This window comes from Bradyrhizobium sp. 482_C4_N1_8, from assembly GCF_052075965.1.
In the GTDB taxonomy this organism is placed as follows: domain Bacteria; phylum Pseudomonadota; class Alphaproteobacteria; order Rhizobiales; family Xanthobacteraceae; genus Bradyrhizobium; species Bradyrhizobium barranii.
This window is the reverse complement of the sequence record NZ_CP197231.1, coordinates 7,449,910-7,474,824: the sequence shown is the minus strand read 5'-3', so window position 1 is coordinate 7,474,824 and position 24,915 is coordinate 7,449,910. Positions and strand designations below refer to the sequence as shown.

Annotated in this window: 26 protein-coding genes; 15 read left to right on the top strand and 11 right to left on the bottom strand. The window is 62.1% G+C overall.

The genetic code is table 11. The annotated features are described in order from the left end of the window. The 3 genes from AB7Z56_RS35425 (at position 1) to AB7Z56_RS35415 (ending at position 2,733) form a co-directional block, all read left to right on the top strand. Positions 1–1,728: a chemotaxis protein gene (locus AB7Z56_RS35425; protein WP_187387801.1), complete on the top strand. Its 1,728-nt coding sequence runs from the start codon at positions 1–3 to the stop codon at positions 1,726–1,728. A 149-nt stretch (positions 1,729–1,877) separates the two neighbouring features. Next, complete coding sequence (locus AB7Z56_RS35420; protein WP_028150364.1) at positions 1,878–2,324, top strand: hypothetical protein; 447 nt, start codon at positions 1,878–1,880, stop codon at positions 2,322–2,324. Between the two features lie 124 nt (positions 2,325–2,448). After that, positions 2,449–2,733: a hypothetical protein gene (locus tag AB7Z56_RS35415; protein WP_063985237.1), complete on the top strand. Its 285-nt coding sequence runs from the start codon at positions 2,449–2,451 to the stop codon at positions 2,731–2,733. Between the two features lie 24 nt (positions 2,734–2,757). Here the strand turns inward: AB7Z56_RS35415 and AB7Z56_RS35410 are convergent, their stop codons facing one another. The 3 genes from AB7Z56_RS35410 to AB7Z56_RS35400 all read right to left on the bottom strand — a co-directional run bounded on the left by AB7Z56_RS35410 (position 2,758) and on the right by AB7Z56_RS35400 (position 4,272). Next, entirely contained in the window at positions 2,758–3,123 is a 366-nt protein-coding gene (locus AB7Z56_RS35410) for a VanZ family protein (RefSeq protein WP_014497531.1), read from the bottom strand. Between the two features lie 499 nt (positions 3,124–3,622). Then, positions 3,623–3,874: a hypothetical protein gene (locus tag AB7Z56_RS35405; protein WP_063985235.1), complete on the bottom strand. Its 252-nt coding sequence runs from the start codon at positions 3,872–3,874 to the stop codon at positions 3,623–3,625. A gap of 224 nt (positions 3,875–4,098) precedes the next feature. Further along, complete coding sequence (locus tag AB7Z56_RS35400) at positions 4,099–4,272, bottom strand: hypothetical protein (RefSeq protein ID WP_187387800.1); 174 nt, start codon at positions 4,270–4,272, stop codon at positions 4,099–4,101. A 435-nt stretch (positions 4,273–4,707) separates the two neighbouring features. Here AB7Z56_RS35400 and AB7Z56_RS35395 point away from each other — a divergent pair, with 435 nt between their 5' ends. The 4 genes from AB7Z56_RS35395 (at position 4,708) to AB7Z56_RS35380 (ending at position 6,534) form a co-directional block, all read left to right on the top strand. Beyond that, positions 4,708–4,959, top strand: coding sequence for a hypothetical protein (locus AB7Z56_RS35395; protein WP_063985234.1), 252 nt, complete (start codon positions 4,708–4,710; stop codon positions 4,957–4,959). 254 nt (positions 4,960–5,213) lie between these two features. Then, positions 5,214–5,420, top strand: a complete 207-nt coding sequence (locus AB7Z56_RS35390) for a hypothetical protein (RefSeq protein ID WP_283018484.1) — start codon at positions 5,214–5,216, stop codon at positions 5,418–5,420. A gap of 394 nt (positions 5,421–5,814) precedes the next feature. Continuing rightward, entirely contained in the window at positions 5,815–6,060 is a 246-nt protein-coding gene (locus AB7Z56_RS35385) for a hypothetical protein (protein ID WP_063985233.1), read from the top strand. Positions 6,061–6,111: 51 nt separating this feature from the next. Then, positions 6,112–6,534 carry a hypothetical protein gene (locus AB7Z56_RS35380; RefSeq protein ID WP_028159056.1) on the top strand — a complete coding sequence of 141 codons (423 nt, stop codon included), beginning with the start codon at positions 6,112–6,114 and terminating at the stop codon, positions 6,532–6,534. Between the two features lie 28 nt (positions 6,535–6,562). Here the strand turns inward: AB7Z56_RS35380 and AB7Z56_RS35375 are convergent, their stop codons facing one another. Beyond that, entirely contained in the window at positions 6,563–7,297 is a 735-nt protein-coding gene (locus AB7Z56_RS35375) for a metallophosphoesterase family protein (protein ID WP_063985232.1), read from the bottom strand. Between the two features lie 132 nt (positions 7,298–7,429). Then, complete coding sequence (locus AB7Z56_RS35370) at positions 7,430–7,735, bottom strand: hypothetical protein (RefSeq protein WP_245328482.1); 306 nt, start codon at positions 7,733–7,735, stop codon at positions 7,430–7,432. A 345-nt stretch (positions 7,736–8,080) separates the two neighbouring features. On the opposite strand from AB7Z56_RS35370, the gene AB7Z56_RS35365 reads away from it, so the two are divergent. The 3 genes from AB7Z56_RS35365 (at position 8,081) to AB7Z56_RS35355 (ending at position 11,936) form a co-directional block, all read left to right on the top strand. Continuing rightward, positions 8,081–9,505, top strand: a complete 1,425-nt coding sequence (locus AB7Z56_RS35365) for an undecaprenyl-phosphate glucose phosphotransferase (protein ID WP_063985231.1) — start codon at positions 8,081–8,083, stop codon at positions 9,503–9,505. A gap of 141 nt (positions 9,506–9,646) precedes the next feature. Further along, the gene (locus AB7Z56_RS35360) at positions 9,647–10,741 is read left to right on the top strand and encodes a hypothetical protein (protein ID WP_063985230.1); all 1,095 of its coding nucleotides are present in this window, start codon (positions 9,647–9,649) and stop codon (positions 10,739–10,741) included. Positions 10,742–10,775: 34 nt separating this feature from the next. After that, the gene (locus AB7Z56_RS35355) at positions 10,776–11,936 is read left to right on the top strand and encodes an acyltransferase family protein (RefSeq protein ID WP_063985229.1); all 1,161 of its coding nucleotides are present in this window, start codon (positions 10,776–10,778) and stop codon (positions 11,934–11,936) included. A gap of 1 nt (position 11,937) precedes the next feature. Here the strand turns inward: AB7Z56_RS35355 and AB7Z56_RS35350 are convergent, their stop codons facing one another. The 6 genes from AB7Z56_RS35350 to AB7Z56_RS35325 all read right to left on the bottom strand — a co-directional run bounded on the left by AB7Z56_RS35350 (position 11,938) and on the right by AB7Z56_RS35325 (position 18,776). Beyond that, complete coding sequence (locus AB7Z56_RS35350; protein ID WP_354124288.1) at positions 11,938–12,738, bottom strand: hypothetical protein; 801 nt, start codon at positions 12,736–12,738, stop codon at positions 11,938–11,940. Further along, the gene (locus AB7Z56_RS35345; RefSeq protein WP_063985227.1) at positions 12,722–14,932 is read right to left on the bottom strand and encodes a GNVR domain-containing protein; all 2,211 of its coding nucleotides are present in this window, start codon (positions 14,930–14,932) and stop codon (positions 12,722–12,724) included. The genes AB7Z56_RS35350 and AB7Z56_RS35345 overlap by 17 nt, the downstream gene beginning before the upstream one ends. 20 nt (positions 14,933–14,952) lie before the next feature. Next, the gene (locus AB7Z56_RS35340; RefSeq protein WP_283018485.1) at positions 14,953–15,480 is read right to left on the bottom strand and encodes a hypothetical protein; all 528 of its coding nucleotides are present in this window, start codon (positions 15,478–15,480) and stop codon (positions 14,953–14,955) included. A gap of 419 nt (positions 15,481–15,899) precedes the next feature. Continuing rightward, positions 15,900–16,541: a transglutaminase-like cysteine peptidase gene (locus tag AB7Z56_RS35335; protein ID WP_063985225.1), complete on the bottom strand. Its 642-nt coding sequence runs from the start codon at positions 16,539–16,541 to the stop codon at positions 15,900–15,902. Positions 16,542–16,685: 144 nt separating this feature from the next. Continuing rightward, a complete protein-coding gene (locus tag AB7Z56_RS35330; protein WP_063985224.1) occupies positions 16,686–17,336 on the bottom strand; it encodes a hypothetical protein in 651 nt (216 codons plus the stop codon). Positions 17,337–17,375: 39 nt separating this feature from the next. Next, on the bottom strand, positions 17,376–18,776 hold the full coding sequence (locus AB7Z56_RS35325; RefSeq protein ID WP_354102471.1) for an O-antigen ligase family protein: 1,401 nt from the start codon (positions 18,774–18,776) through the stop codon (positions 17,376–17,378). 347 nt (positions 18,777–19,123) lie between these two features. Between AB7Z56_RS35325 and AB7Z56_RS35320 the strand changes: the two genes are divergently transcribed. From AB7Z56_RS35320 to AB7Z56_RS35300, 5 genes are all read left to right on the top strand, one after another. Further along, the gene (locus AB7Z56_RS35320; RefSeq protein WP_283018487.1) at positions 19,124–20,314 is read left to right on the top strand and encodes an acyltransferase family protein; all 1,191 of its coding nucleotides are present in this window, start codon (positions 19,124–19,126) and stop codon (positions 20,312–20,314) included. Positions 20,315–20,319: 5 nt separating this feature from the next. Then, the gene (locus tag AB7Z56_RS35315) at positions 20,320–21,672 is read left to right on the top strand and encodes a hypothetical protein (RefSeq protein ID WP_028152415.1); all 1,353 of its coding nucleotides are present in this window, start codon (positions 20,320–20,322) and stop codon (positions 21,670–21,672) included. An 88-nt stretch (positions 21,673–21,760) separates the two neighbouring features. Then, a complete protein-coding gene (locus tag AB7Z56_RS35310) occupies positions 21,761–22,813 on the top strand; it encodes an acyltransferase family protein (RefSeq protein WP_063985222.1) in 1,053 nt (350 codons plus the stop codon). A 48-nt stretch (positions 22,814–22,861) separates the two neighbouring features. Next, a complete protein-coding gene (locus tag AB7Z56_RS35305) occupies positions 22,862–24,316 on the top strand; it encodes a lipopolysaccharide biosynthesis protein (RefSeq protein WP_063985221.1) in 1,455 nt (484 codons plus the stop codon). Between the two features lie 13 nt (positions 24,317–24,329). Further along, on the top strand, positions 24,330–24,899 hold the full coding sequence (locus AB7Z56_RS35300; protein WP_354095951.1) for a serine O-acetyltransferase: 570 nt from the start codon (positions 24,330–24,332) through the stop codon (positions 24,897–24,899). The last annotated feature ends 16 nt before the right edge of the window (positions 24,900–24,915 follow it).

The following is a 24,915-nucleotide window of genomic DNA, read 5'->3' as shown; positions in this document are numbered from 1 at the left end:
ATGTCCGCCATTCCGGCCAATACGCTCACCGAGGCGATCGTCGCGATCGAGGATGTCTCGTCGCGGATCGAGGACGTCTTCGCGCGCGTCGGTCACGAGCTCGGTCGCGGTCACCTCATCTTCAAGGAGCTGAACCAGGGCCTCGCGACGCTCTCGGAGGAACTCTCCGGCGCCGAGATCGAGGGCGCCGCCACCGCGCTACAGGAGATCGCCGCGCGGCTCAGCGAGCTGGCAGAGGCGCTGCCGGCCGAGAGCGCCCTGCTTGCGACCATCGGCACGAGTACGGCGGAGGCGTCCGCGCTGCTCAAGCCGCTGTTCAAGCACATCCAGATGATCACCATCATCGCGCGCAGCGCGCGGATCGAGGCGGCCTCGCTCGACGGCGACCGCGAGGGCTTTCTCGCCTTCACGCAGGAAGCCTACGATCTCGGCAAGGCGGTACAAGGTTCGATCGAGGGCTGCGCGCGGGACCAGCAGCGCCTGTCCGAGGCGGTTGCTACGGCCTCCGGTCGGCAGAAGGAGTTCGAGAGCCGTTATCGGAATCAATTGGTGTCGGAGAGCGCCGAGCTCGGCGCAGCCTATTCCGGATTGCGCGGCCAGCGCCGGGACAGCAGCCAGCTCGCCGACCTCGCGAGCACCAGCACCAGGAAGATCGCCGAGGCGGTCGGCGGCGCAATCATTTCCTTGCAGGCCGGCGACAGCACGCGCCAGCGCCTCGAACATGTCTGTCATGGCCTCGGCCAGGCGTCGGAAGCTGCGCCGGGCCTTGTTCCCGAACGGGGCGCGAGCGAGGACGGCGCGCGCGCGATCGGCCAGTTGCAGGCGGCCCTGCTCAGGGACGCCCAGCGCGAATTCGGCGGCGACATCGGCCAGATCGTTCGCGCGCTCACCGCCATCCTGCACGATGCGGGCAATGTCGTCGGCCATGGCCGCAATCTGTTCGGCGGCGCGGATGGCGGCTCGTCATCGTTCCTCGCGCGCATCAAGCAGGCACTGGCACATGCCTCGACCCTGATCGCTACCTGCGAGAGCGCCGGCCGCTCGGTCGACGAGGCGCTGGCCATCGTCGAGGGCACGTTGGCAAAGTTTCGCCAGGCCATCGCAGGACTTGCCGAAGCGACCGTCGACATTACCCTGATCGGAATGAATGCCGGCCTCAAGGCAAGCCATCTGGGCAGCCGCGGCAGCGCGTTCGTCGTGATCGCCAACGAGCTCAAGGCGACCGCCGACCAGGTCTCTGTGGGCGCGGGGCGCCTGCGGCCCGTGCTCGACGGCATCGAGCGCTCTGCGAACGAGCTGAAGGAGCTCCGCGTCCGGGGCGATCCCACGCAGCTCGCCAAGTTCGAGCCGCAGATCCTCCAGGCGCTGCGCGAGGTCGAGGTCGGCAACGAACGGCTCGGCAAGCTGATGAGCCGGCTCGTCGATGAAGGCGCGGAATTCGAGGGCCTGATGAATTCGGCGCAAGGTCTGATGAGCTCGCTAGGCGAGAGCTCCGCGGCCTTGCCTGCGGTTGCCGCGCGGCTCGAGACCGCGAGCGCCGGCGCGCAGCGGCCGCAGCCGGAGGCGCAGGATCAGGCGATGCTCGATGATCTCTTCGCGCGCTACACGATGGAGCGCGAGCGGGACGTTCACCGGGAATTCCTGCAAACGCTTGGCCTTGCGTCGATCGCCGCCACGCGCCGCGTCGAAGCGGTCGAGACCGCGGATGACGGCATAGAGTTGTTCTGACGTTCGCCGCCGGCGTCGCGCGTCGGCGGCAATTCGACGGATTGGGTTTTCCGAGCATTAACCTTGCCCGAAGGGCTGGCCGTTAGGTCATTGTCGCGCCCCAGAGTTGGTCGCAAATACAGGGCGATCTTCACCTCGGAAAATTCCCCATGCTGAGAGACGGTAAATACGCTGCCTGGTTCAGGACCCCACGAGGTCAGGGCACCGGCATCGTGGATCTGGCCGAGGGCCGGATCTCGGGCCGCGACAGCTTCTTTACTTATGGTGGTTCCTACCGGGTCGATGAGCAGCACTTCTCGGCCGTCCTGACCGTGAACCGGCATGCTGACGGTCCGTTGAGCGTCTTTGGGCCTGATGAGGTCGAGGTCAAACTTTCGGGTGTGTGCAACGGCCTGGTGGCGAGCTGTTCGGGAACGGCCAAGGAAGCACCCGACGTGAAGTTCGAGGCGACGCTGATCTACAGCCAGGAAGATGCGCCGGCAGCCGACGCCAAATGCGCGGTCGTGAAGCTCAACGCCGACAAGCTGCCCAAGGGCCTCGACAACCGTTCCCGGCCGCGTCACCCGTTCACGCCGCCCAAGGCGCCTGTGTCGTAAGGTGCCGGTTTTTAGCTTTGCATTGACGCTGTTGTCGCGAAATCACGGCGCGACTGGACTGCGGCAACACTAGTTTTAGAGGTGAAATCTAGGTTGGGGCCCATAACAAAAGGCGGACAGGGACATGCCTCAGATCTGGATGACATATGACGAACTCGCGACCCTCAGCGGCTGCAGCGCTGCCGAGGCCAGGATGCAGGCGATGCATCTGTCGCTCGATCGCCGCAAGAGCCGCGACGGGAACACCCGCGTCAAGCTGAACCTCGCCTTGATGGCCCGGTTCTTCGAGACCGTTCGCGAAGCCGAATTCGACCTCGATGACGCGATCACGGCGCTGCGCGATGCTCACCGGCAGATGTCCGGGGTTCTTTCGACGAGTCAGCCGAGCTTGCGGAGCGGAGTGGCGTAAGTTCTCGCGGCGCCGGCGGCCGCCTCAGGACGGCGGCCTCGGCAGGAAAGCCAGGATGGTTTGGGCCAGAAGGACGCCGACGGTGCCGCCGGCGGCCTTTTGCAGCACATCGATGAATCGTGGATCACGATCCGGCGTCACGGCCTGCAAGACCTCTAACCCGACTGCGACGGCGATCACGAACGCGCAAGCCAGCTTGACGCGCCCCGGTAGCAGGAAGGACAGCAGGAAGCCCAACAGGCCGTAGGCGCTGAAGCGCTCGATCACGACGACCCAGTAGGCCTCCGCGTGGCCCATGAGTGCCGGCCGGCCCGCGAGCTTGGCCAGCGTCGCATAGACGATGAGCACGAGACAGATAACCGCGGCTGCGATGAGATGATTGCGGCGCATTGCGCCAACATAGCCGGTCGACCGGCTGGCCGCTTTCGAAAGCCAAGAACATCGTTAAGGTTCACAAACCCTCGATGGCATGAACCGAGGTTCACGGGCAAGCCGCGCAGCCGTGGCTACGGCCCAATCCGCACGCATGCAGTTGACGTCAAACGTGGCGGTGTAGTCGCGATCTCACGCGGACGGCGCTGAGTTGGCGAGGGCAGGCATTCATCTGCCAGTTCTTCGGCCTGGTGATCCAAAGCCGGACTGCCAAGAACAGGATGTTGATGCCGAACCAGATCGACATCACGATAAGGAAAGAGCTTGCCATGACGGCTCCGCCTCCCGCTTTTCTTTCGAAAACAATGCGGAGCGCGGCTGAGAGTTCCACCGTCAGGGGAACGGGCAGGCGATCGTCCCTGCCCAAATTCTCGTCATCGACAAAACCAGGCCACCCCGGTCAAGCACGAAGCAACGCGCCAGACCGCATGACCAAGCTGTTCGCAGGGACCGACGTTCAACGCCGATTGTAGGTCCAGCCCTTGTCGACATTGGTCGGGTAGTGGGCTGCGAAGTACGGATTCTTGAGGCAGTTGCGCGCGGGATCGAAAATCCAGTCGGCGCATTCCCGGTAATTCAGGAATCGGCAATCGAAACCGAAGGCGCACCACGGCGCGCCGTTTGGAAATCCGAACCCCACGGGGACTTGCGCCGACGCTACTGAGGGCAGAGCCAGGAGCAGAGCTACGGCGAGCGCGCGGGACAACATGGTGCATTCCTCCAACAATCTATCAAACTGAGACCGAAGCCGGTCCGGCGATCGTTCTGCGCCGAAAAGGGACGATGTTCAATCTTCATCGTTGGATAGTCTAACATCCGGGCACGGAGAGATCGAGAGCGCCGAAAGCGATCGGCCCATGTCGATTGGCGGCTGCCATTCATCGATTGATGAGGCGGACGCGCCCGTCCATGACGTGTCGCGCGCGGCCGACGCTAGCCCTTCTTGGGGCCCTTGGATTTCAGCGACAGGCCGAGGCGCAAGGCCATACGCTTGATCGCATCGGGCGAGCGCCCGAGAAGTTTTGCTGCCTCTTCCAGCGAAGTCGAAGACTTGGCCAATTCCATCAGCCGGCGGTCTTCCTTGAACGACCAGGGCCTGCGCGCCATAACCGAAATCATCCTCTCGTCGACACAAAGACAAAGCCGCCAAGCGGACCCACGTTCGCTCGACGGCTTTGCTTGGGTGGGGCCGGGCCTGGGGGAGCCCGGTGAGAAGATGGATATGCGATCCACTAAGGTTCGCAACAAACAACGCGGATTAAGCTAACTGCTCAACCTTACCGCGATGAAATCGGCGCGTTGCGCTCCGTATAACCACGGAGTTTCGCTAACCAAGATCGGTCTGCACGCTTTGATGGTGGGGATCGAGGATGCTCTGCCACGACGTCCGGTTGTCGCAGAACCGGCGCACGGTCTTCGCAAGTCCGCGCTCGAAATCCTTGCAGGGGGCGCCTGCCGATATCGGAAGATCACGACCCCGCGTCTCGGCGCTGCGGCGAGACGCGGCAGCTCCACCAATCCGCGCGGACTGTTCTGACGAGCATGGAAGAAGTGTCGGCCGATCGTCGAGCCGTCGCCGACAGCCGTCGAAACAGTGACCGGTCCTTCGACGTGGTGGCGATGAAGATGTTCCTGATGCCTGCGAGCGTCAGGATGAATCGCAGACACTGGATCATCGGCTTACCGAAGACAGGCAGGAGCTGCTCGGACGCCATGCTGACGATGGAGGCGAGCAGGGAACTTGTTCCCTGCGCCCTCAATGTCCTCCAAGCTCAGGCGGCAATCTCCCCTTGATAATGGATGGCACGGCGTTTCGGCGTCAGCACTTGTGCGCGATTAGGAATTAAGTGCTTCGAGATCACGACATTGTTTGCTTCGAAATCACGACGTCGATTCGAGCGATCAACTTGAATTGAATCGGCGCCGGTTGGTCGCAACGGCTTCGAACGAGAAAAAAATTCAATCGCGATGCATGCGGCAGCGGTTTGACGAGCAGTATTGTGCTTCTCTCGGTTGAGTCGTCACGAGATCGTCGAATTCGTTCGGCTATGGTGCGCGCGCACGAACAAATCAAAATCAACAAAATCAAGAAGACCGAGATGCTTCAAAAGGCGCGAGCGGCACTTCCTCTCACCAAGCTCAGAGAGCGGGCGTTTGAAGGCGCGTTTTTCAGCGTTGCGCTGATCGCGATGGCGGGCTGGGTGTATTTCATCACGCTGATGCTGGTGCGATTGTTCCTCTGGTTTTTCGGTTGACGCACGAGCCCGATCAGTTCGCATGCAGGGTGCTGCCCAAAAAATCCCTGGCATGACGAGAAAATCAGCGGCGGTGATCATGATCTCGACACAACTCGAGGATGAGACTGCCAGTGTCACTGGAACGAATTGCGAATGATGCTGCTCGCGATCCTTGTCTCGCTCCTCGCTGGCTTTGGCGCAGGCTATGCGACACGCGCGCTGCGGCCTCGCGAGCGCACGGAGCGCCATCCGTTCCACCGTCCCTACAGTCCCACCGCGTTCCGGCAGAACAGTTCATTGGCGAGGGCGCGGCGTGCATTCTAAGGATTTACAACCGGCGTGCGGTTCTCGCCGTTGCGACTCGCATGGCGGCGGAGGGGAGTGAAGCATGACGGGATTTCGGGGAGACGCCATGACGAGCCCGACGTACAACGCGCCACGGCGGTATTTCGTCGACGGGGGAGGTCGCCGCGTCCTGATCGGCCTGACGCCCGAGGAGACGTTCGAGTTCGAGCGGCTCGACAGCGAGCAGGCGCAGGTCGCGCCCGATGCCGGCGAGCAGCGCAGGCTCGAGCTCTATGAGAAGCACGAGGGTGCCTGGAGGGCCTGGATGGCGCAAAGCCGCACCGAGCGACGCGAAGGATTCAGCCTTTATTAACCATCGCGGGCCCATTTTCTGGTCTGGCGCCTCGAACCGGAAAATGCACGCATGTTTCAGCTCTTCCTGCGGGCCCGCACCCATAACTTCCTGAAAGACCGCTTCGGCGGCGAGCAGGTGTTCCGCGCGCGCTCGCCCGAGCGCGACGCAGAAACAGATCGCACCCGCATCGAAGCCATCATGATTGCGATCGATGACGCCCTGCATGCGGCGGAGCGCGAGCAGTCAGGTCTCAACCGCCGGGTCGAGGACGTGCTGGCGCGCGCCGCCGTGACGATCGGGAACGGCGACGACGAATATCTCGAGCGCGAGGCGCTCGACAATCACCACCAGGACCTGTTCGACAAGGAAATCCTGAACGGCCAGCGCCGGCTCAAGGAGCTCGGCGCCTCGATCGCCCATTTCAAGTTCCTGAAGGCGGCGATGCTGAGCCGTTTCCCGGACTACCGGCCTCCGGCGAGCCCCACCAACTGACGCCTGATACGGCGCGCGAGCGAGACCGCTAGATCGCGAGCATGCTGTTGCCCTGAATGGACAGCAGCGTCAGGTTTCCGGTGGCATAGGCCCCGGTATCGATGTTGGCCCGGTTCTCGAGCAGCTCGGCCTGCTTCACCGGCGTATGGCCGTGCACGACGTATTTGCCGAAGCGCCTATTGCTTTGCAGGAACTCGTCCCTGATCCACAACAGGTCCTGCTCGCGCTGCTCGGAGAGCGGAATTCCCGGACGCACCCCTGCATGGACGAAGAAGAAGTCGCCGCATGTGAAGGTCGGCCGCAACTGGCGCAGGAACGCGATGTGCTCCGGCGGCATCACGGATGTGAGCTCGCGAACCAGATCGGGCAACTCGTCCTTGCCAAGGCCGGGCGCGGCCGACACGCCGTACGACATCAGGGTCTGGAGCCCGCCGAACTGAAACCATTCGGCGGCGCGGGCGGGATCTTCCAGCACCGAGGTGAAATAGGCCTCGTGATTGCCCTTGAGAAAGACGGTGTTGCGGCGGCGGCTGCGGTTGATCAGGAGATCGAGGGTATGACGCGAGTCCGGTCCGCGATCGATGTAGTCGCCGAGGAAGACCTCGATCGCGCGAAACGGCCGGCTGTTCGCCATGTCCGCATCGATCACGGCGAACATCTGCTCGAGCAGATGCGCGCAGCCGTGGATATCGCTGATCGCATAGATGCGCACGCCGTTCGGTAGCTTCGGCCGGGGCGAACTTCGGGGCGCAATCATGGACATGGGGTGCAACTCTTTCAAAGAGCTTCGCCCGGGATGTCAATATGCTATCGGAGAATTTGGGTGTCCGAGCAGGTTTTTTTCTACCCCTGCCGGCAAGCCTGCGCCTGCCCGATCATTCACCCGCGCTGCGAATCACCTGTCCACAAGCTTGCGCGAGGCTAGCCGAAGCTGCGGCTGTCGAACGAGGGTGCGGCCTTGCCGCGATAGGCCCGCCGCTCGCGCGCGCACCAGAACCGCGCCGCAGAAATAGCCAAGCTGGAGCACCGACGCGAAGACGAGAATCGTCACAACGATGTGAGCTGAATCATGTCCCTGCCACGCGGAGCCCACACCGAGGATCGTCGCACCGAGAACGATGGCGGGCGGCAGGATGAAGATCCGGAATCGGCCTCCCAGCAACGATCCGATCAGCAGACTGAAAATGGCAACCGTACTCACGACGCAACTCCTCGAATTGGTCACGAGTGTTAATGGCCGCGGCCTAATAACGGCTTAAGCGGCATGGTTGAACAGCCGTTCAAATGCGCGCGACAATGCTGTGCGAAAATGACGCGATTTGGTGTGAAACGCGGCGTGATGCCTGCTTAATTGTCACGCGTGTGACAGTAGTTTGAGCATTGTTTTGCTGCGACGCTGCATTGCATGAAAATCGATTTGATTTTTTCGGTGCACTGCCGCAATGTCGCTTTGTTTAGTTAAGATATACTTCGGCGCACATCGAAAAAATTAGATCGATTTGCTCGCAATTCTGATTGCGAGTGGTGACGAGGCAGCGAGGTTCGGATGGCTGTAGCAACTTACGGTTCGGAAAACTATTATTCGGTTATCTCGAACCGACGCGGTGCCCTCCAAAGACCCCTGCAAGTGGCTTTGATCGCCGGAGACTTCGTCGCCGTACTGCTCAGCTATTTCGTGGCGAGCGGCCTGTATCGCGTGCTCGTGATCGAGCAGGACTCATCCGTCGGAGCAGGCTTGGTCGTCGGCGCGGTGTTCGTGACCATCGCTTACTTCCAGGGCGTCTACGATCACCATCGTCTGCTGAGCACGGTCTGGCAGCTGCGCAAGGCCCTGGCGGTCTGGCTGATCTCGCTGACCATTCTCGCCGTCGAGGCGTTCCTGCTCAAATCGTCCGCGGACCTGTCGCGCGGAACCACGCTGCTGTTCGCCGCGACCGGCGGCGTCGCCTTGGGCGGTCTGCGCGTGCTGTGGCGCCTGGCGCTGACCTCGAGCTACGCCAAGGGCCGTCTGGTGGACCGCAAGGTCGTGCTGCTCAGCCTCAAGCCTCTCGATTTCACCTCGACCCGGTTCAAGGATCTGCGCAAGCACGGCTTCAACGTCGTGCGACATTTCGTGCTCGATCCGTCTGAAGAGGGCGCGGGCTGGGATCACGAGATTCGCGACATCACCCGTCAGGCGCGCACGGCGGATGTGGAAGAATATCTCCTGGTCATCGACTGGGACGAGATGCCGCTTCTCCAGAAGCTGAGCCAGCATCTGCGCGTTGTCCCCCAGCCGATCCGCCTTCTGCCAGATTTCCCGATCGCCGATCTGGTCTCGCGTCCGTTCCAGCCCGTCAGCGGCACGGTCGCGATCGAGATCCAGCGCGCGCCGCTCAGCGTGTTCGAGCAGGCGCAGAAGCGCTGCCTCGACATCGGCCTTGCCTCGTTCGCGCTTCTGCTGCTGGCGCCGCTGCTGATCACGGCTGCGATCATGATCAAGCTCGATTCCAAGGGCAAAGTGATCTTCAAGCAGGCCCGGCGCGGCTTCAACGGCAAGCAATTCGATATCTGGAAGTTCCGCTCGATGACGGTGGCGGAGAACGGTCATGTGGTCACGCAGGCGACGAAGAGCGACGCGCGGGTGACCCGTGTTGGCCGTGCGCTGCGGCGGACCAGCATCGACGAACTGCCGCAGCTCTGGAACGTTCTGCGCGGCGAGATGTCGCTGGTCGGGCCGCGCCCGCATGCGCTCGCGCACGACAATTACTACGATCCGATCATCAGCAACTACGTGTACCGGCATCACATGAAGCCGGGCCTGACCGGTTGGGCCCAGGTCAACGGCTTCCGCGGCGAGACGCCGACCATCGATCTGATGGAAAAGCGGGTCGAGTACGACATCTGGTACGTCAGCAATTGGAGCATCTGGCTCGACATCAGGATCATCCTGAAGACCGCGCTGGCGCTGATCCATCAGGAAGCCTACTGAGCCAGGCCGACGTCGGGCGCGCGTTGCCGCGCCCGACCCGCACGCCGCCCGTGCAGAGGGGAAACGGCCTGCATTTTGCAGCATGTGATTCGTTGCTGCCCCTTTGACGATTTGCACCCCCGAAACGCCGAGCCTTGCAGATTGAGCCATCGCCTCGCCAAGTTCGTCGCCGTGCCGTTGCTCGTCACCTGGGCGATCGCTGCCGCCTGTTCTCATGCGAACGCGTTGGAGTGGGGGGTCGGCGGACCGCCGCAAAAACGCAGGGATCTCGCGCCGATCTTTCAGCTCATGAGGGAGCGGGGGCTCACGCAATACAGGACCGGTCTCAACCTGACGCAAGATGCCGAGCCGGGCGAAGCCACGATGTTCCGGCAGACCATTGCGCTCGCCAGAAAATATTCGATCACGCTTCACCCTCTGATCAACTTCCCCTTCCGCTACGGTGACCGCACCGACAAGGGGCGGTACCCCAAGGGAGACCGGGACGCGCTCTACAGGCAGGGCTACGACCGCACCTACGCGTTCGTCCGGCAATTCAAGGACGATGTGTCCGACTGGGAGCTTGAGAACGAGATCAACCTGCTCGCGGTCGATTCCGACGGGAAGAAGCTGTTCGGGCGCGGCATGACCGCGGCGGACTTCGAAATGCCGGTGATGGAAGACTGGGCCCAGGTGTTGCACGGCGCGTCCGATGCCATCGACCAGATCAACCGCGAGACCGGAAGTCGTCTGCGCAAGGTGCTGAACACGACGTCGACGATGCTGGGCTTCCTCGACTTCATGGAGTCCCGGGGCGTGAAATACGACGTGATCTCCTACCACTATTACGAGGTGGCGGGGCAGAACCCGCATCGGCACTGGAATGGACGCAATCCGCCCTTCGACCTCTTCAAGAAGCTGGCGTCCTATCACCGCCCGGTGACGTTCAACGAGGTCAATTGCGCCGAGATCTACAAGCCGGCCTATGGAAATCGGCCCGGCGATCCCCTGACGGAGCAATGCCTCCGCTCACTGCGGGACACCTTCCAATATCTGAAGAACCAGAAAGACGTCGAGATCGAGAGTGTGATGGTCTACGAGCTGTTCGACGAGCCGCAGAAGAAGCCGCCGGAGAACAGGTTTGGGCTGATGTACGAGATCGACAGGCCCAAGGTTGCGCTCTTCCTTCTTTCGGAATTTGCCGGCGGCCGCCTGTCGGCTGAAGAATCGACTGAGTTGAGAACCAGGGGACTGTAGCTTTTCGGTCTCCGTGCGAAGAAAAGAACCTGCAATGCCTTTACCTGGATCTGAGCGCGTCAACACCGAGAAGTCGGGCAGCATCTTGGGCTTCAACGGGCTGCGCGGTCTCTCGGTCGTCCTGGTCTATCTCAATCACAAGTGCGGACTGCAGTTCTACTCGGGCAGCGTCGGCGTCTGGATATTCTTCATCCTGAGCGGCTTCCTGATCATCGGCGAGCTCAACAGGCAGCGAGGCAAGGTCGGGACGGCCGCGTCCCGGCCCGCGGCGGAAATCGTCACCTTCTGGGTCAAGCGGGCGACGCGCATCTTTCCCGCATATTATGCGCTTCTCGCCATCCTCTTCCTGGCCCGGTCCTATTTTCAGCACGCGGGGCCCGATCTCGGCTTCCGCTATCACGTCGTGTACCTGTCGAACTACTGGATCGGCAGCGTCATCGGCGGGACTGCCGGTCCCTTCGGCGTGCTCTGGACGCTCTCGGTCGAGCAGCAGTTCTACGTGATTGCGCCCTTCCTGTTCATCCTGCTTCCGCTGGAGCGCCATTTCGTCACCTGCATGAGCGTCGTCGCCCTCGGGTTGATCGGCCATTTCCTGATGTATTCATCGGGCTTCAATCACACCGCCATCCACACCTTGTCGCCCTGGAATTTCAGCCTGATCGCGTTCGGTGGCGCGATCACGATCCTGCATCTTCGCAGGCAGGGATGGGCCCCGAACGGCAACGGCATATTTGCCTGTCTCCTCATCGTCGCGTTCGCGCTGTGCTCGAACGGCGTGATTTACGAGGCCCCTTCGTATCTTTCTCCCGCGATCGACATTGCGATCGGGCTGTGCCTGGTCGCGCTGATCTGGTGGGTGCGCGCCAACCAGGACAGTGCCTTTGTTCAGGCGCTGGAGTGGAAGCCGCTCGAGCATCTCGGGAAGATCAGCTACGGCTTCTATCTCGTTCACAACTTCATCCCGAACCCGCTGGGCAAGGCGCTGACGCTCTATGGCGGGATGTCGGTGCCCGAGAGCGTGAAGATCACCGCGGGCGCAGCCATCGGTTTCGTGATCTCCTACGCTGTCGCGCATGTGTCCTGGAAGTACTTCGAATCGCCGATCCTGCGCAGCCGTCGCGGCCTGACCAAATTCTTCCTGCAATACCTGCCCGAAAATCCCTCGCAGGGCGTGCCGCGAACCGAGCTGAAATAGCCTAGCGGCTCATCCGAAAGCCATCGCCATCGACTGGATAACAGTGATGGCGAATTCGCAGGCCCTTCTCCGCGACGAAATGCGAGAACAATTCCCGATCGGCTTCGGGCGCGGCGCAGGTGCGTTCGAGCAGCGCGATGCGCGCCTCGGCGCCTGCCGCCTGATAGAACGTAGCTGCGCTTGGGAACAGGCGGGCCTGGAAGATATCGGCGAAGTCCTGGGTGGCGTAATCCCTGAGCTCGGGCGAGGCCGCATTGAAGGCGCGAAGCGCCAGTGGCGCGCGGATGAGCTGGAGCCAGGCCTCGTGTGGTGCGAAGCGATAGGAAAGACCCAGCAGTTCCGCCGTTCGCGGCCCAAAGCCGGCCTGGCGAATTTCGGCCCAGTAGCTGCCGAACCAGCCCAGTGCTTCAGTCGGCGCGCATGCCAGCAAGGCACGGCTCGTCGACGCGACGGCGTCTGCATCGAGGTCGATCTGCTTCAGGTCGCCTGTGCGTGTCGATTCGTCGGCGATTGCGAGCTGGAGCAGCAGGAGCTCGCGCAGCGTCTTGGCGCTGCATAGGCGACGGGCGGATGGCAAATTGTCCGATACGATCCGTCTCAGGCGATCGACTTCATATCGCTCGCCGCGCGCGACGCGTCCTGCAATCTGCGGAACCGCGGGATTGGTCACATCCGGGGCGATAGCCGCGATCCACGCCAGCGCGGCTGCGGCCAGCGCGATGGTCGAGCCGCGCAGAAGCCAGCGATACGCGGTCCCCGCTGCCTGTGCCGCCGGCTCGGTGGCGCTAGGCTCCCTCGACATAGTAGCTGTTGTAGTGCGAGCCCTTATACGCCTCGATCCTCTTGAGCATCTTCGGATTGGCGCGATTGAGCACGGCGCCCAGAAGCTTCTTCTGAATGCCTTCGGAACTCGCCATCGACTCCTGGAGCGCGTTGCGGGTCGTACGGCCCCACTCGATGACGTAAACCATCGCATCGACGAGATGGCTGACAGCCTTGGCGTCGGTGACCGGCATCACCGGCGCCAGATCGATGACGATGTATTCGTATTCCTCGCGCACCACTGCAAGCAGGTCAGCCATCGACTTGGAGGCGATGACGTCCGCCGAGTTCACCATGCGCGATGCGACGACGGAGGGCAGGAAGTCGAGCCCGCTCTCCTTGCTGCGCTGGATATGATAGCCGAACGAGCGCGGATCCTTGAGGGCTTCGACCAGGCCGGTCTTGGAATGGGGGGCCAGCGCCCTCGTCAGCGAGCGGGTATGGAGGTCGCCGTCGATCAGTAGCGTGCGATGTCCGGTCAACGCGGTCAAATGACCGAAATTGGCGGCAACCGTCGTTTTTCCCTCTTTCGGCAAGGACGACAGGATTCCAATGATCTTGACCTCGCGCGACAGGCGCGCGACGTCGATCGACACCTTGATGTTCCGCAGCGTCTCCGCGAACCGCGAGAACGGGTGCTCGACGACGTAGCTGGATATGTTTCCTTCCGGATGATCTGCCGAAGCCCTCGCCGCGCGGATGTCGGGAAGAACGCCGAGGCATTTCACCCCGAGCTGATCCTCGACGTCGCTCGGAGATCGCAGCACGTCGCTCATCAGTTCCTTCGTGAAGGCCGCCCCGAAGCCGAAACAGAGACCGCCGAGCAGGCCGCCGACCAGCGCCAGCAGCGTCTTGGGTGAGCTCTTCTTGTCGGGTTTGACCGCCGTGCCGATGATGCGCGCTTCGCTGATCGGGAAGCTCTGGTTCTGCGTCGCGTTCTGCAGCTTCTCGAGGAAGTTGTTGTAGAGGTTACGATAAGTATCCGCCGCGCTTTCGAGGTCGCGCAGCTTGACCTGCGCCTGACTCGTGCTGCCGGCCTGGGATACGAGATTCTTGAGATTCTCCTCAAGCGCCGTCTCGCGGCTCTTGGCGATCTCGTACTCGCTGCGATATGCGTCCGCGATACGACGGACCTCGTCCGCGATCGCCTTGCGCAGCTCTTCCATTCGGTTGGCGAGGTTGACGGCCGCCTGGTGGGTCTTGCCGTAACGGCTCGACCAGTCGGCATATTGCGCCGCCAGGTCGAGATATTGGGCGCGCAGGCGCGTGATCACCGTGTTGTTGAGTGCGTCCGTCACGGTCGGCTGCACGAGATCCTTGTCAAGCAGCGCCTCGATCCGGTCGAGGCGGGCCTTGGCCTCGGCGGTCGCGGCATGAGCGGCAATAAGCTGAGAGTTGACGTCCGCAAGCTGTTGCTCGCTCATCAGACCCCGGCTGGTGCCCACGATGTTGTTTTGCGCCTTGAACGTCTGCACGGCGCGGTCGCTCGCCGTCGCCTGTTCACGCAGCTCGGCGCTGCGTTGCTGGAGCCACTCGCCGGCGCGCTTGGTCGACTGATATTTCGCCTCCAGCGCGCCGACGATGTAGGCGTCTGCAATCGCGTTGGCGATCTGCGCAGCCTTGTTCGGATCGATCGAACGGTAGTTCATCGAGAGGACATAGGTCGTCAGCACGCGCTCGACCTTAAGGTTCTTCTGGAGAAGCTCGACCGCGCCGCGCTCGACCCGCTCCTTGCTCGGAGGACCGTCCGACCCGAACATCGAGATGACCTTGCCGATGACCAGCGGAATCAACCCGGGATCCGAGCCGTTGAACTCCGGATCCTCGGTGAGCTTCAGGCGACGGACGATCGACAGGAGGAGGTCGTCAGACTGGAGAATCTCGACCTGGCTGTCGACGAAGCCCGGGTCGATCAGCGCGTTGGCGGTTCCGCTGTCCTTGTCCAGTACCTGGGTTTGGCGTGTGTCCATCAGGATGCGCGCATTTGCCGTGTACATCGGCGTTGCCACGATCAGGTAGACGAGAACGATCGCGAGCGTACCGGCCACGATGGCGACGATCAGCGGCCATTGGCGGCGTACGATGTCCAGAGCGCGCTCGGCGCTGAGCGTCGTGCCACCGACCTCGATGGCATATCTCGGGCGTTGCGGAAACTGATCTCGTGGCTGAAACATCTCTGGGAATCTTGAGGTTGTCACTCGGGAAGGGGAACGGGTTTGAACGGGTCGGCGAGTTCGGTCTTCCACTCACCCGACATCAGACCGGCGCTTGCACCCGGACCCGCCGGTGCATTGCTGGCCGTGGCGGGAGCCGGGCTTCCCGGAACGGGCGCAGCCGCGGCGTCCTGATCCGTGAGATATCCTTTGAGGATGGACCCGTCGTGCAGCTTGGCAACGAATTCGCTGATCCGGCGCGCGACGTCGGGCTTGGTCGCGATGCAGCGCTCTTCGGCACGGTGAAGCCCGGCGCCGATTGCGACACGGTCGGCCTGGCTCGCCTGGCGCAGCATGTCCCGAACCGGATCGAGCGCGGCTATGTCGGTCACCAGCAATCCGGTGAGCCGGCCCGAAAGCTTGTCCCTGTCGTTCTTCGACTGTCGCAACAAAACCGAGGGGTCCGAGACGAATGCGCTGACCGCGGACGACGGCGCTCGTTCGGCGCGATCGACGCATTGAGCCTGTGCCGGCGCCGACAGCGTCGCAGACACGGCAACGGCGATCACTGCCGCGATCCGTAAAACCGGCAGGGAGCCACGCAACAAGCTATCGAGTTTGATTAGGATCGCGCTCATATCTCGTTGCAAACTAGCGATGACGTATGGATTTAGGCCCTAGGTCCTTGATGACCCAAAACTATGTCAAATTCTTGTGCGGCGCAAAATATAAACCAGTACGGACCAAATTGCCATACTTGCCCGCTCTGCATCCCCGTTTCGCATGAACGAAATTCTTGCTGCGATCAGGCGCGGATTCGGCGAATGGTTGCGCGCGCTCGTATGCGATAAGCACGAATTTTAGGCAAGCGCCATGCCAAGGCCAAGCACCATGCCAAGGCAAAGGCGCGAGGGACGGTCTGGCAGACCATCGCCTCGCGCCTGTCGCAACCTGCGATTGAGGGCGGTAGAGCGAAACTTCGCGCGGTCTATTCGGAGGTCCGCAACATCGCGAGACGCGTGGCGCGCAGGCGCTCGCCATGCTCGCCGATCGCGACCCAGAAGCGCGGATTTCCGCCGGACTGCATCGAGATCCACTCGTAATCCGCGGCGTTCCAGGGGCGCACCGAAGCGGAAAGATTGTCCAGGACGAAGTCGCCGTCGGCAAGTCGCGCCACCAGCACGAGATGGCCCTGGCCGCCATTTGTCAGGACCACTGCGAGGCGCAGTGCCGACTTGGGCCAGCCCATCTCGATCAGTTGATGACGCTTGGTGACCGCGTAGTCGTTGCAATCGCCGGCGGACGGCGAAAGGCTCCAGCGCGCCACCATCGGATTGGTCGATTTCTGCATCGGTGTGATCGACGCGTTGACCGAGCTGTTCACCTCGCGCAGCATGCTCATCGCCCGGTCGCCCGAAGGCAGTGTCCGGTCGGCGGCGTCGCTCGCGCATTCGCCGTCGTTGTTCATGCAGAACTTGACGAATTGCAGCGGCGCGAGCGCATTGTCGTACTCGCGGATGAACGCGCTCTTCGCCTGATTGAGCGAACTGTCGTTCAACATCTCGGCCTTGGCGGCGGTGCCGGTCGACGCGATCCCGATCGCGACCAGCGATTTGATAATCCAGCTCATGACATCCCCGTCTCGCGTTTTCTTTTTTGACGCTACGGGTATCTCACAAACGATTTGAGCTTTGGTTCCGCGGAAATTTACAATTGTAGCTAAATAGGCCGGTCACGGGACCGGCCTGGGAGGGGTGGTTAACGGTTCCAGCCGTCAGCGCGACGGGCTTACCGAGGTCAGAACGGCGGTCGACGTCGCCGCAAACAGCGTCTGCGTCTGTGACGCCGCACCGGGCCCGCTCTGGTTCACGACCGTGGGTGCGGTCGAGCTTGCTCCGCCACCGCGTGCCTCCGCCGCGGTCGAACCAGGTCCGCCGCCGGCTGTGGTCTCGCCCGTCGGATCGGCGCCGTTGGTCGCTTCGGTCGGGATATCGCCGGTGATGCTGGTGAACGATTGGATCAGGTCGGGATTCTCGGTCTTGAGAACCGCCTCCTGGATCAGCTGGGCAACGCCGGGCTGCGACAGGACGCAAACCGAAGCGGCGGTGCCGAGACCAGCGCCAATGGCGCGGCTTTGATCGGTGCTGCTGGCCTTCGCCAGCGAGACAATGCCATCGACTGTCTCGGGACGCGCGGTCAGAAGGTCGCGCACAGCCGAGGCGAGGCCGCCTTGTCCGTCCTTGAACTGGTCGAGCAGCCCGCCGGGATTGGCCAGAAAGTCGGTGGCGCGCTCGGCTGAAACAACGCCCGTGTTGGCAACGCAGCCCGAGCTGACGCCCGTTGCGCCGAATGCTGCCGGCATTCCGGCGAAAATTGCCAGCGCTCCGACGACCACGGTGAAGCGCCTACCAGAATTCCAGCTCATTGCCCTGCCCACTTCAATCAATTTGGCTTTAAACTTCAATTAATTTGACTTTAGCTCGACTTGCACGGATTTGCCACGTTCTTTTCGCATCTGTGATGGTAGCGATTGCGCGAGGCCGCACCCGACGATGGCTGCGAAAAACACGCCGTAACCGGGTATCTGCAACGAGAAATCGATGCAGCTATGTGCAACTCCCAATACAGCGACGCTGGCGCCGATCACGGGTATGTAGCGGTCGCGTTTTCGGCGCAAGCTTCCGGTAAACAGATGGTAAAGATACCAGAGGCAGGCCAGCGCGATGACGCCGAAGGCGGGGATGCCTAATTCGACGGCAATTTCCAGCGGCGTGCTGTGAGCGCGGTCCCAGATGCCGAGACTGCCGAGCGTTGCGGGTCTGATGGCGGGAAAAACAGCTTCGAAATTGCCCAGCCCGACACCGAGCAGCCGATGATCAGCGATGATCCCCAATGATGCCTGGTACGCAGCAAGCCGCTGCGGATCGACCAGCCCGTGTTCGACGATTCGCCCCGCCACGAGGCCGCCTACGAGCTGCAAGAGCACGAGCCCTGCTGCCGCTGAGCCGCCGAGGACCAGCCACTTCCGCGATCTGCCGAGCTCGAGCGGCACGAGATAAAGGATGATGGCCAGCACGAACGTGCCAACCGACAGCAGCAGACCCGCCCGCGATCCGGTCATGGCAAGCGCGATCGTGCAGATCGCGAATCCCGCACCGAGCGCCACCGGCGCGGAGAGGATTTGCTCGAGCCGCGATCGCCAATCCGGTTGTTCCGGCGGCCCGCCTTCCTGGCGGTGCATGGTGCGCAGAAGCGGCACCAGAAACAGCAGGGCGCAGCTGCCCCAGAACGTCGCCGCCGTGTTTCGATTGACGAAGGTCCCTGTGGCAAAGCCCAGGTAGGCTTCTTTCTGCCTGAACAGCACCATGTCCGGTGCGATCAGCTCCGCCAGAATTCCGTACAATGCATACAGGCATCCCGCCCATGCCAGTATGCGTAGCAGCGAACGTGCGGCTCCCGCATCGCTTGCAAGAATCACGGCGCGCGTGAAGGCGAGCGACAGCAGCAAGACCGATCCGAACGCCAGCCACGTTCCGCGTGCGGTGACCGAGAGGCGGTCAGGCAACACGAGGCCGAAAAAACGCCGCGGCAGTTCCCAGACCGCTGCTGATTCACTGGACGGATCGCTCCACGTTTGCAACGCCACGATGACAACCACCGCCGCGATCGCCACTGCCAATGGAATGAGCAACATGGCATTGCGACGGCTCACGGCCGAAAGATCGGCGGTCAGCAGGCTGCAGACGAGCAGAAAATTCCAGAAGCAAATCCACGCGAGGTCGAGGGATCCGAGCGGAAGTGGCGCCAGCACAAACACGGCTGTGGCGAAAAATCGCGATATCGCGCCCAAAGGCCCCTCTGTCATTCAACTCAGCCGCGATGGAGCTATCAGAACTTCGCGCGAGATCAAGTTAATGCGAGGCTAGGTCGTTGATGGCCATTCGCAACATTGCAAACAAGGCCGCAGCTCGCGCGTGCAGCCCTGATCTGTTCCAAACGCAATGCCCGTTGCCTCACGAAAGCTGAATTGAAGTCTATGAGCATGTCGTCGGAGCAAAGATGCCGACCGGCGTCTTGCTGCCGCATCTGTCGTGCACTGTCCTGGTCGAGATCGGCGCTTCGCGGCTCTTTTCAGTTGAATAAACCACCCGGTGGAGGCATTATATTGCACCGCAGCATTTCGCTTTGGTCGAATCGTAGAGCCTCTATCAAGTGCTAGCTCATCAAACAAAGGCGCACTACGTTCCGCTGGACAGCGTTCGTGGCCTCGCCGCCCTCTGCGTGGTCGTCCATCACTTCGTCGGATCGGATCCGCTCGCCGCTGCGCTACCTCATCGCGCCTGGATCGACGTCGCGTTTTTTCACAATTCCTGGCTCTTCGTCGATTTGTTCTTCGTGTTGAGCGGCATCGTGATTTCGATGAGCTATGTTCAGTCCGAATTCAGCGGGTTCGACTTCCGAACGTTCACCTTGCGTCGTATCGCACGCATCTATCCGCTGCACATCGTCATGCTGTTCGCCTTTCTGGCGTTTCGGCTGATGCGGCTCACGCTCACCGAACTGGACCTGCTGCACTTCTCGACCAACGAGACGGCGGATCTCCAGGTTAACAATGTGTACTCGTTTGTCGCGAATGTGTTCTTGCTCCATGCTATGGGCGTGCTCGACTATCTGAGCTGGAACGGCCCGAGCTGGAGCATCAGCGCGGAGTTCTACACCTATCTCGTGTTTGGCGCCGTCGTCGTCCTGTCGCAGCGCCTTGGCTACATCAAGCTCGTCTATGTTTTCAGCGCCGTGCTGGCCGTGATGGGCGCGGCTCTCATTATCTTCGTGCTCAAGAATGAAACGCTCGACTTCCAGACCAACGCCTTCACCCGATGCTTCCTGGGCTTCTTCGTCGGCGTGCTCACGCTTCGTTTCGTCTCGGGAAAAGGTCGTTCAGTGAGCCCCTTCGTTCAGTCGGCCTGCCAGATCGGCGCGGCCGTCGTCGCCATCGTGCTGGTTTCAGTCGTCGGCTTCGACGAACGGCTCAGCTTCGTGGCGCCGATCGTTTTCGGCGCCCTGCTGGGCTCGCTGATGGCGTTTCCGGAGCGGCTCCTGCCGAGGCTGCTGTCCGTCCGTCCGCTGGTCTGGCTGGGCAAGCGCTCCTATTCGATCTACATGACGCATGCGCTGATACTTGTCCTCATCCAGTACTTCGCGCGTGGCGTGGGCACCGAGCGCCTGCAAATCGTGGACAACATTCTTCCCGGACTGGCAGCCTCGCTGCTGCTCGCCGTCTTCGTGGCCGCCGTGCTCGTGCTCTCCAACCTCACCTACCTCTGGGTCGAGATGCCGGGGTCGCGGTTCGTGCTTCGGCTTTTCAATCGCCGCGCCGTTCCCGCTGTGGTCGCGGCGGAGTGACGGGCATGTCCAGCAGCTCTTCGGCTCTACCGAGGTCGGACTGGCGCATGGTCGATCCGGTGGCCTTGCCCCGGCATCACCAGCAGGAGGGCAGTGCATTCTTCAGTCTCGAGGCAATCGCGCTCTTGCTTTATTTCTACCGCGATGCGCTCGCAGGCGCGTTGCGCTATTATCTGGCCGTTCTCAAGATCAGCCCGCTGTGGTTCCTGCCTGACATTTTCGCGCTGGTCTGCATTTTTGCCTTCGTGCAGCGCTACGTCCTGATGGGACGTAACCTCGTCGCGATCCTCACGCTGTTCTACATCTGCTTTGCGCTTTACCTCGGATACGTGTTCCTGGGCTATTTCAGCGGCATGATGTCGTCGTTCAAGATGATCGCGCCGGTGTTCGTCGGCTTCTGTTTCTGCGGGCGCAATTTCGGCGACTACGATCGACTGCTGCGGTGGCTTCACCCGATCTTCTACCTGACGATCGTCGGGATCATATTGTCGTCCCGCATGCAGTTGCCTTGGGTGGGATATGCCTACGAGACTTTCGGCACGACGCGGCAGGCGACGCGGCTGTGGTGGTCGGCGTCCGAGACGCGCCTCGCCGGACTTGCCGCCGACAGCACGATGGCCGCATTCTTCGTGTTCATTTCGTTCACGATCAGCTCGGTGCGCCGGAGCCTGCTGTGGTGCCTGTTCTGGGCGCCCATCGGTCTCTACGCCATCAAATTGACCACGAACAAGACCTCGCTCGGCGTGATGGTGATCTACATCGCTTGCCTGATCATCGTTCGCCTCGTTCCCGAGCGTGAGAAGTTTCCCATGCTCCGGCGCATGGCGCTGCTTTCGTTCCTGTCGATCCTCGTGCCTGCGGTGCTGATCGCCCTGTTCTCCGGCAACGGGCTTGTCAGCATGTCGCGCGGCCTGTTCAGCCTGCAGGACCGCGTCAACAACAGCTGGCAGTTGCCGTTCGTCTACATGGCTGAGCTCATGCCGGTCGGCTTCTTCACCGGCTGCGGCCTCGGTTGCTTCAACTATCCGCAGCTGCTGTTCTCGAACAAGCTCAGCTATTACGTTCCGGTGGATAATTTCTACCTCGGCACCTACCTGATGTTCGGGCCGATCTTCGTGTTGTTCATGGTCATGGTCATCCTCGCGGTCGCAAGGACCAGGGACATCTACAAGCTGTCTTTCGCGGTCGCCATGAACCTCTTCACCATCACGGTTCTGGCCTATGGTCCCGCAAGCGGCCTGATCATGCTCGGCGTCGCCTTCAGCGAAGTCTTCGCCCGAGAGAGACGTGACGAGACCGTCGCGGACGCGGTGCCGCTCGCGCCTGACGTCGACGATCTGGTCTCTCGGCCGGCATGATCGCGATGTTGCCGCATGCAATGAGCTGCAATGCGCAGCACGGGCTCTGGTCCGCAACTTTCCTTCGTCTTGATATCGGATCGCGGCGGTGAGCGCAGACAGCAAGAATTTCGTGGAGGCGATCCAGGGGCTGCGCGGCGTCGCCGCGCTCACCGTGCTGATCGTCCATCTTCAGGACATGCCGCTTCTGGCGGGCTTCCTGCCTCCGATCTGGCCGTGGCTGGAAGCGACGGTCAACATGGGCGGGCACGGGGTCGAGCTGTTCTTCATGATCAGCGGCTTCCTGATTCCGGCGAGCCTGATGCGTCACCGCAGCGTCGGGAAGTTCTTTCTCGATCGCGCCCTGCGAATCCTGCCCGTGTTCGTGATCCTGCACCTGATCCTGTTCACGGCAGGCCCCCTGGTTGGCTACAAGTTCTTCAAGGGGATCGACCTGCCGACCTATCTCAAGCTGTTCTTCGTCAATCTGGCGTTCCTGCCGGACGCGCTGGGATTGCCGATCGGCCAGCAGAATGCATGGACACTGAGCTACGAATGGGCGTTCTACATTCTGTTCGCGGTGATCTTCGTGATGTTGGTGCGGCGGAGGAACTGGCTGCTGGCGGCGCCGTTCATCCTGCTCGGTCTCGCGGGCATTGCCTTTCGGCCGATCGCCGCGTTCTTTCTGGTCGGGCTGTTGTTCAGCCTGATCGATTTGCGAATCCGCGTCGTCGGCTGGCCCGGATTGCTGGCGGGCATCCTTTGCGGGATCGCGATGTACGTGTCGATCGAATATGCGCATCCGCTGGTCGGGCTGCTGCCGGGCGCGCTGCTGTTTGGAATGGTCCTTGCTCCGGACTCCGGTATTGCCGCCGCTTTGAGCGGCAAATTCCTACAGTTCCTCGGAAAGATCAGCTATAGCCTCTATTTGGTCCATCCTTTCGCGCTATTTCCGTTGCAGGTCATCGGAGTGAAGCTGGCCGCGCATGGCGTCAATCTCTGGCTCCTCTGGGCCGGGTTCGCGGGCCTCGGCCTGATTGCCGCGCTGATAGCGGGAACGGTCAGTTACGAGCTGATCGAAGTGAGACTCCGCCGCTTGCTCGATCCGGTGCTGCGGGGCCTGTTGTTCGGAGTGCGCCGTGAAGCTCGCTATGTCGCCTGAGCGCATCCCTTCGCAATCGTTTCAGCCGGATCACGTACGAGAGATGTCATGATCATCAAGAATCTGCTCTCGATGTCGAGCGTGAACGTCGTGAAGTCGGCCGTTCAGTTCCTCATCACGCTGCTGATCACCTATTTCGTGACGCCCACGGAATTCGGGCTCGTTGCGTTTTCGCTGCCCTTCATCGCCTTCATCTCCATGCTGACCGACCTTGGGCTGTCGAGCGCGATGATCCAGCGGACGTCGCTCACCAGGGAGGAAGCCGGCGCGGCGACGACTCTGATGGTCGCGATCGGGATTGGTTGTGCCCTGGTGCTGGCCGCCGCCTCGAAACCGCTGGGGGCTGCCGTCGACATGCAGGGGCTGCCGTCCGTGCTGGCTGCTCTCTCCGGTTCGGTCGTCTTGTCCATTTCCGCGATGGGGCCGCGCGCGGTCCTGGAGCGCTCCCTGCAATATCAGACCATCGCCTTGATCGAGGCCGGCGCGGCTCTAGCTTCCGCGACGGTGGGCGTGGCCGGAGCCCTGCTCGGATGGGGGATCTGGGCGCTGATCGCATACTATGTCCTGATGCAGGCGGTGCGCGCCGTCGCCTTCTATGTGAACACCAGGCGCCATATCCATCTGTCCTTCAAATGGCGCGGCGTCGCGCTGATGCTGTCGTTCGGCGGTTGGGTGCTGGCCTCGAACGTCCTCAACTTCACTGCGAGAAACGTCGGCAATCTCATGATCGGCGCCAAGCTGGGCGCGGCGGCGGTCGGCCTGTTCGGTCTCGCCTTCCAGTTCATGACGCTTCCGCTGATGATCCTGTCGTGGCCGGGCGGCGGCGTTCTGATGGCCACCCTGAGCCGGATGAACGGCGAACGGGAACAGGAACGGCGCCGGTCGGCGATCTGCGCGGTGCTCGGCATGACCGCGATGATCACATTCCCGGCGATGATCTATCTGACATTCGGGCTGAAATATCCCGTTGCGACGTTCCTCTCGCCGCATTGGCAGGAAGTCCTGCCGCTGATTGCCATCCTCGCGCCCGCAGGCGCGGCACAGTCGATTGCGGCCTATGCCGGGCCGATTCTGCTGGCTCACAACAAGGCCCGGCTTCAGTTCTGGGTGAGCACCGCCAACAGCGCCAGCATGATCCTTGCCTTTGTCGTGGCGTTGCCGTTCGGGCTCACGGCCGTGGCGGTCGTGTACCTGATCGTATCGATCCTCGTTTGCGTCCTGATGCTGATGATTGGAGCCCGCAACTGCGCGATCTCCTATGCCTCTTTGTTGGGCGCCCTGATGCCGGCCACCGTCGCCACCGCGCTCGGCGCATTGTGTGCGCTCGTCGCCACGAAGGCAGACGTCGCAAGCCTGTCACATTGGCTGTTGGCGACGGCCGTCTATGCGCTGATCGTGCTTGGCAGCTACGTGATATTCAGGCGTCGTATCTGGAACAGCATGCAGTCGCTGCTCGGCGGCTCGGTTCCGCCGATCCAGGCGAATGTCTCCTCGGCAGGTTAGTAGAGAACGTTTGATGTCATCAGTTGAGGGAATGAGCGGCAAGTCCCAGGCGGGATTTCCGTGGCGCGAGGACCTGATGGCAAACACCGGCAGGTCCGGTGTTGGTGCCGCTTTCGTCGCCATGCTGACGAGCCCGGGCTTTGCCGTGATCACGACCTGGCGCATCGCCAGGATGCTGCGATTCCAGACACGCTGGGGACATCAGATCACCTGGCTGCTCGTGCGGGCGCTAATGCGGCGCGGCTGCTACATCTCGGTTCTCGCGGAGATCGGTCCAGGGCTGATCTTGCCGCATCCGACCGGCGTCGTGATCGGCGAGGGGGCGCGGATCGGTCGTTCCGTGATGCTTTATCACAACGTCACGCTCGGCCGGCGTGCCTGGGATGAACCGGGTTGCCCGACCATCGGCGACGGCGCCGTCATCTACACCGGTGCCGTGATCGTTGGCCCGACTTCGATTGGTGCGGGAGCAAACGTTGCCGCCAACGCGGTCGTGACGCGTGACGTCCCGCCGCATTCCGTCGCCGCGGGAGCACCTGCGCGGATCGTGCGCTCCGAAGCACCAGGTCGCCTGCGCGCCTGACCGGCCGCGAACCGAC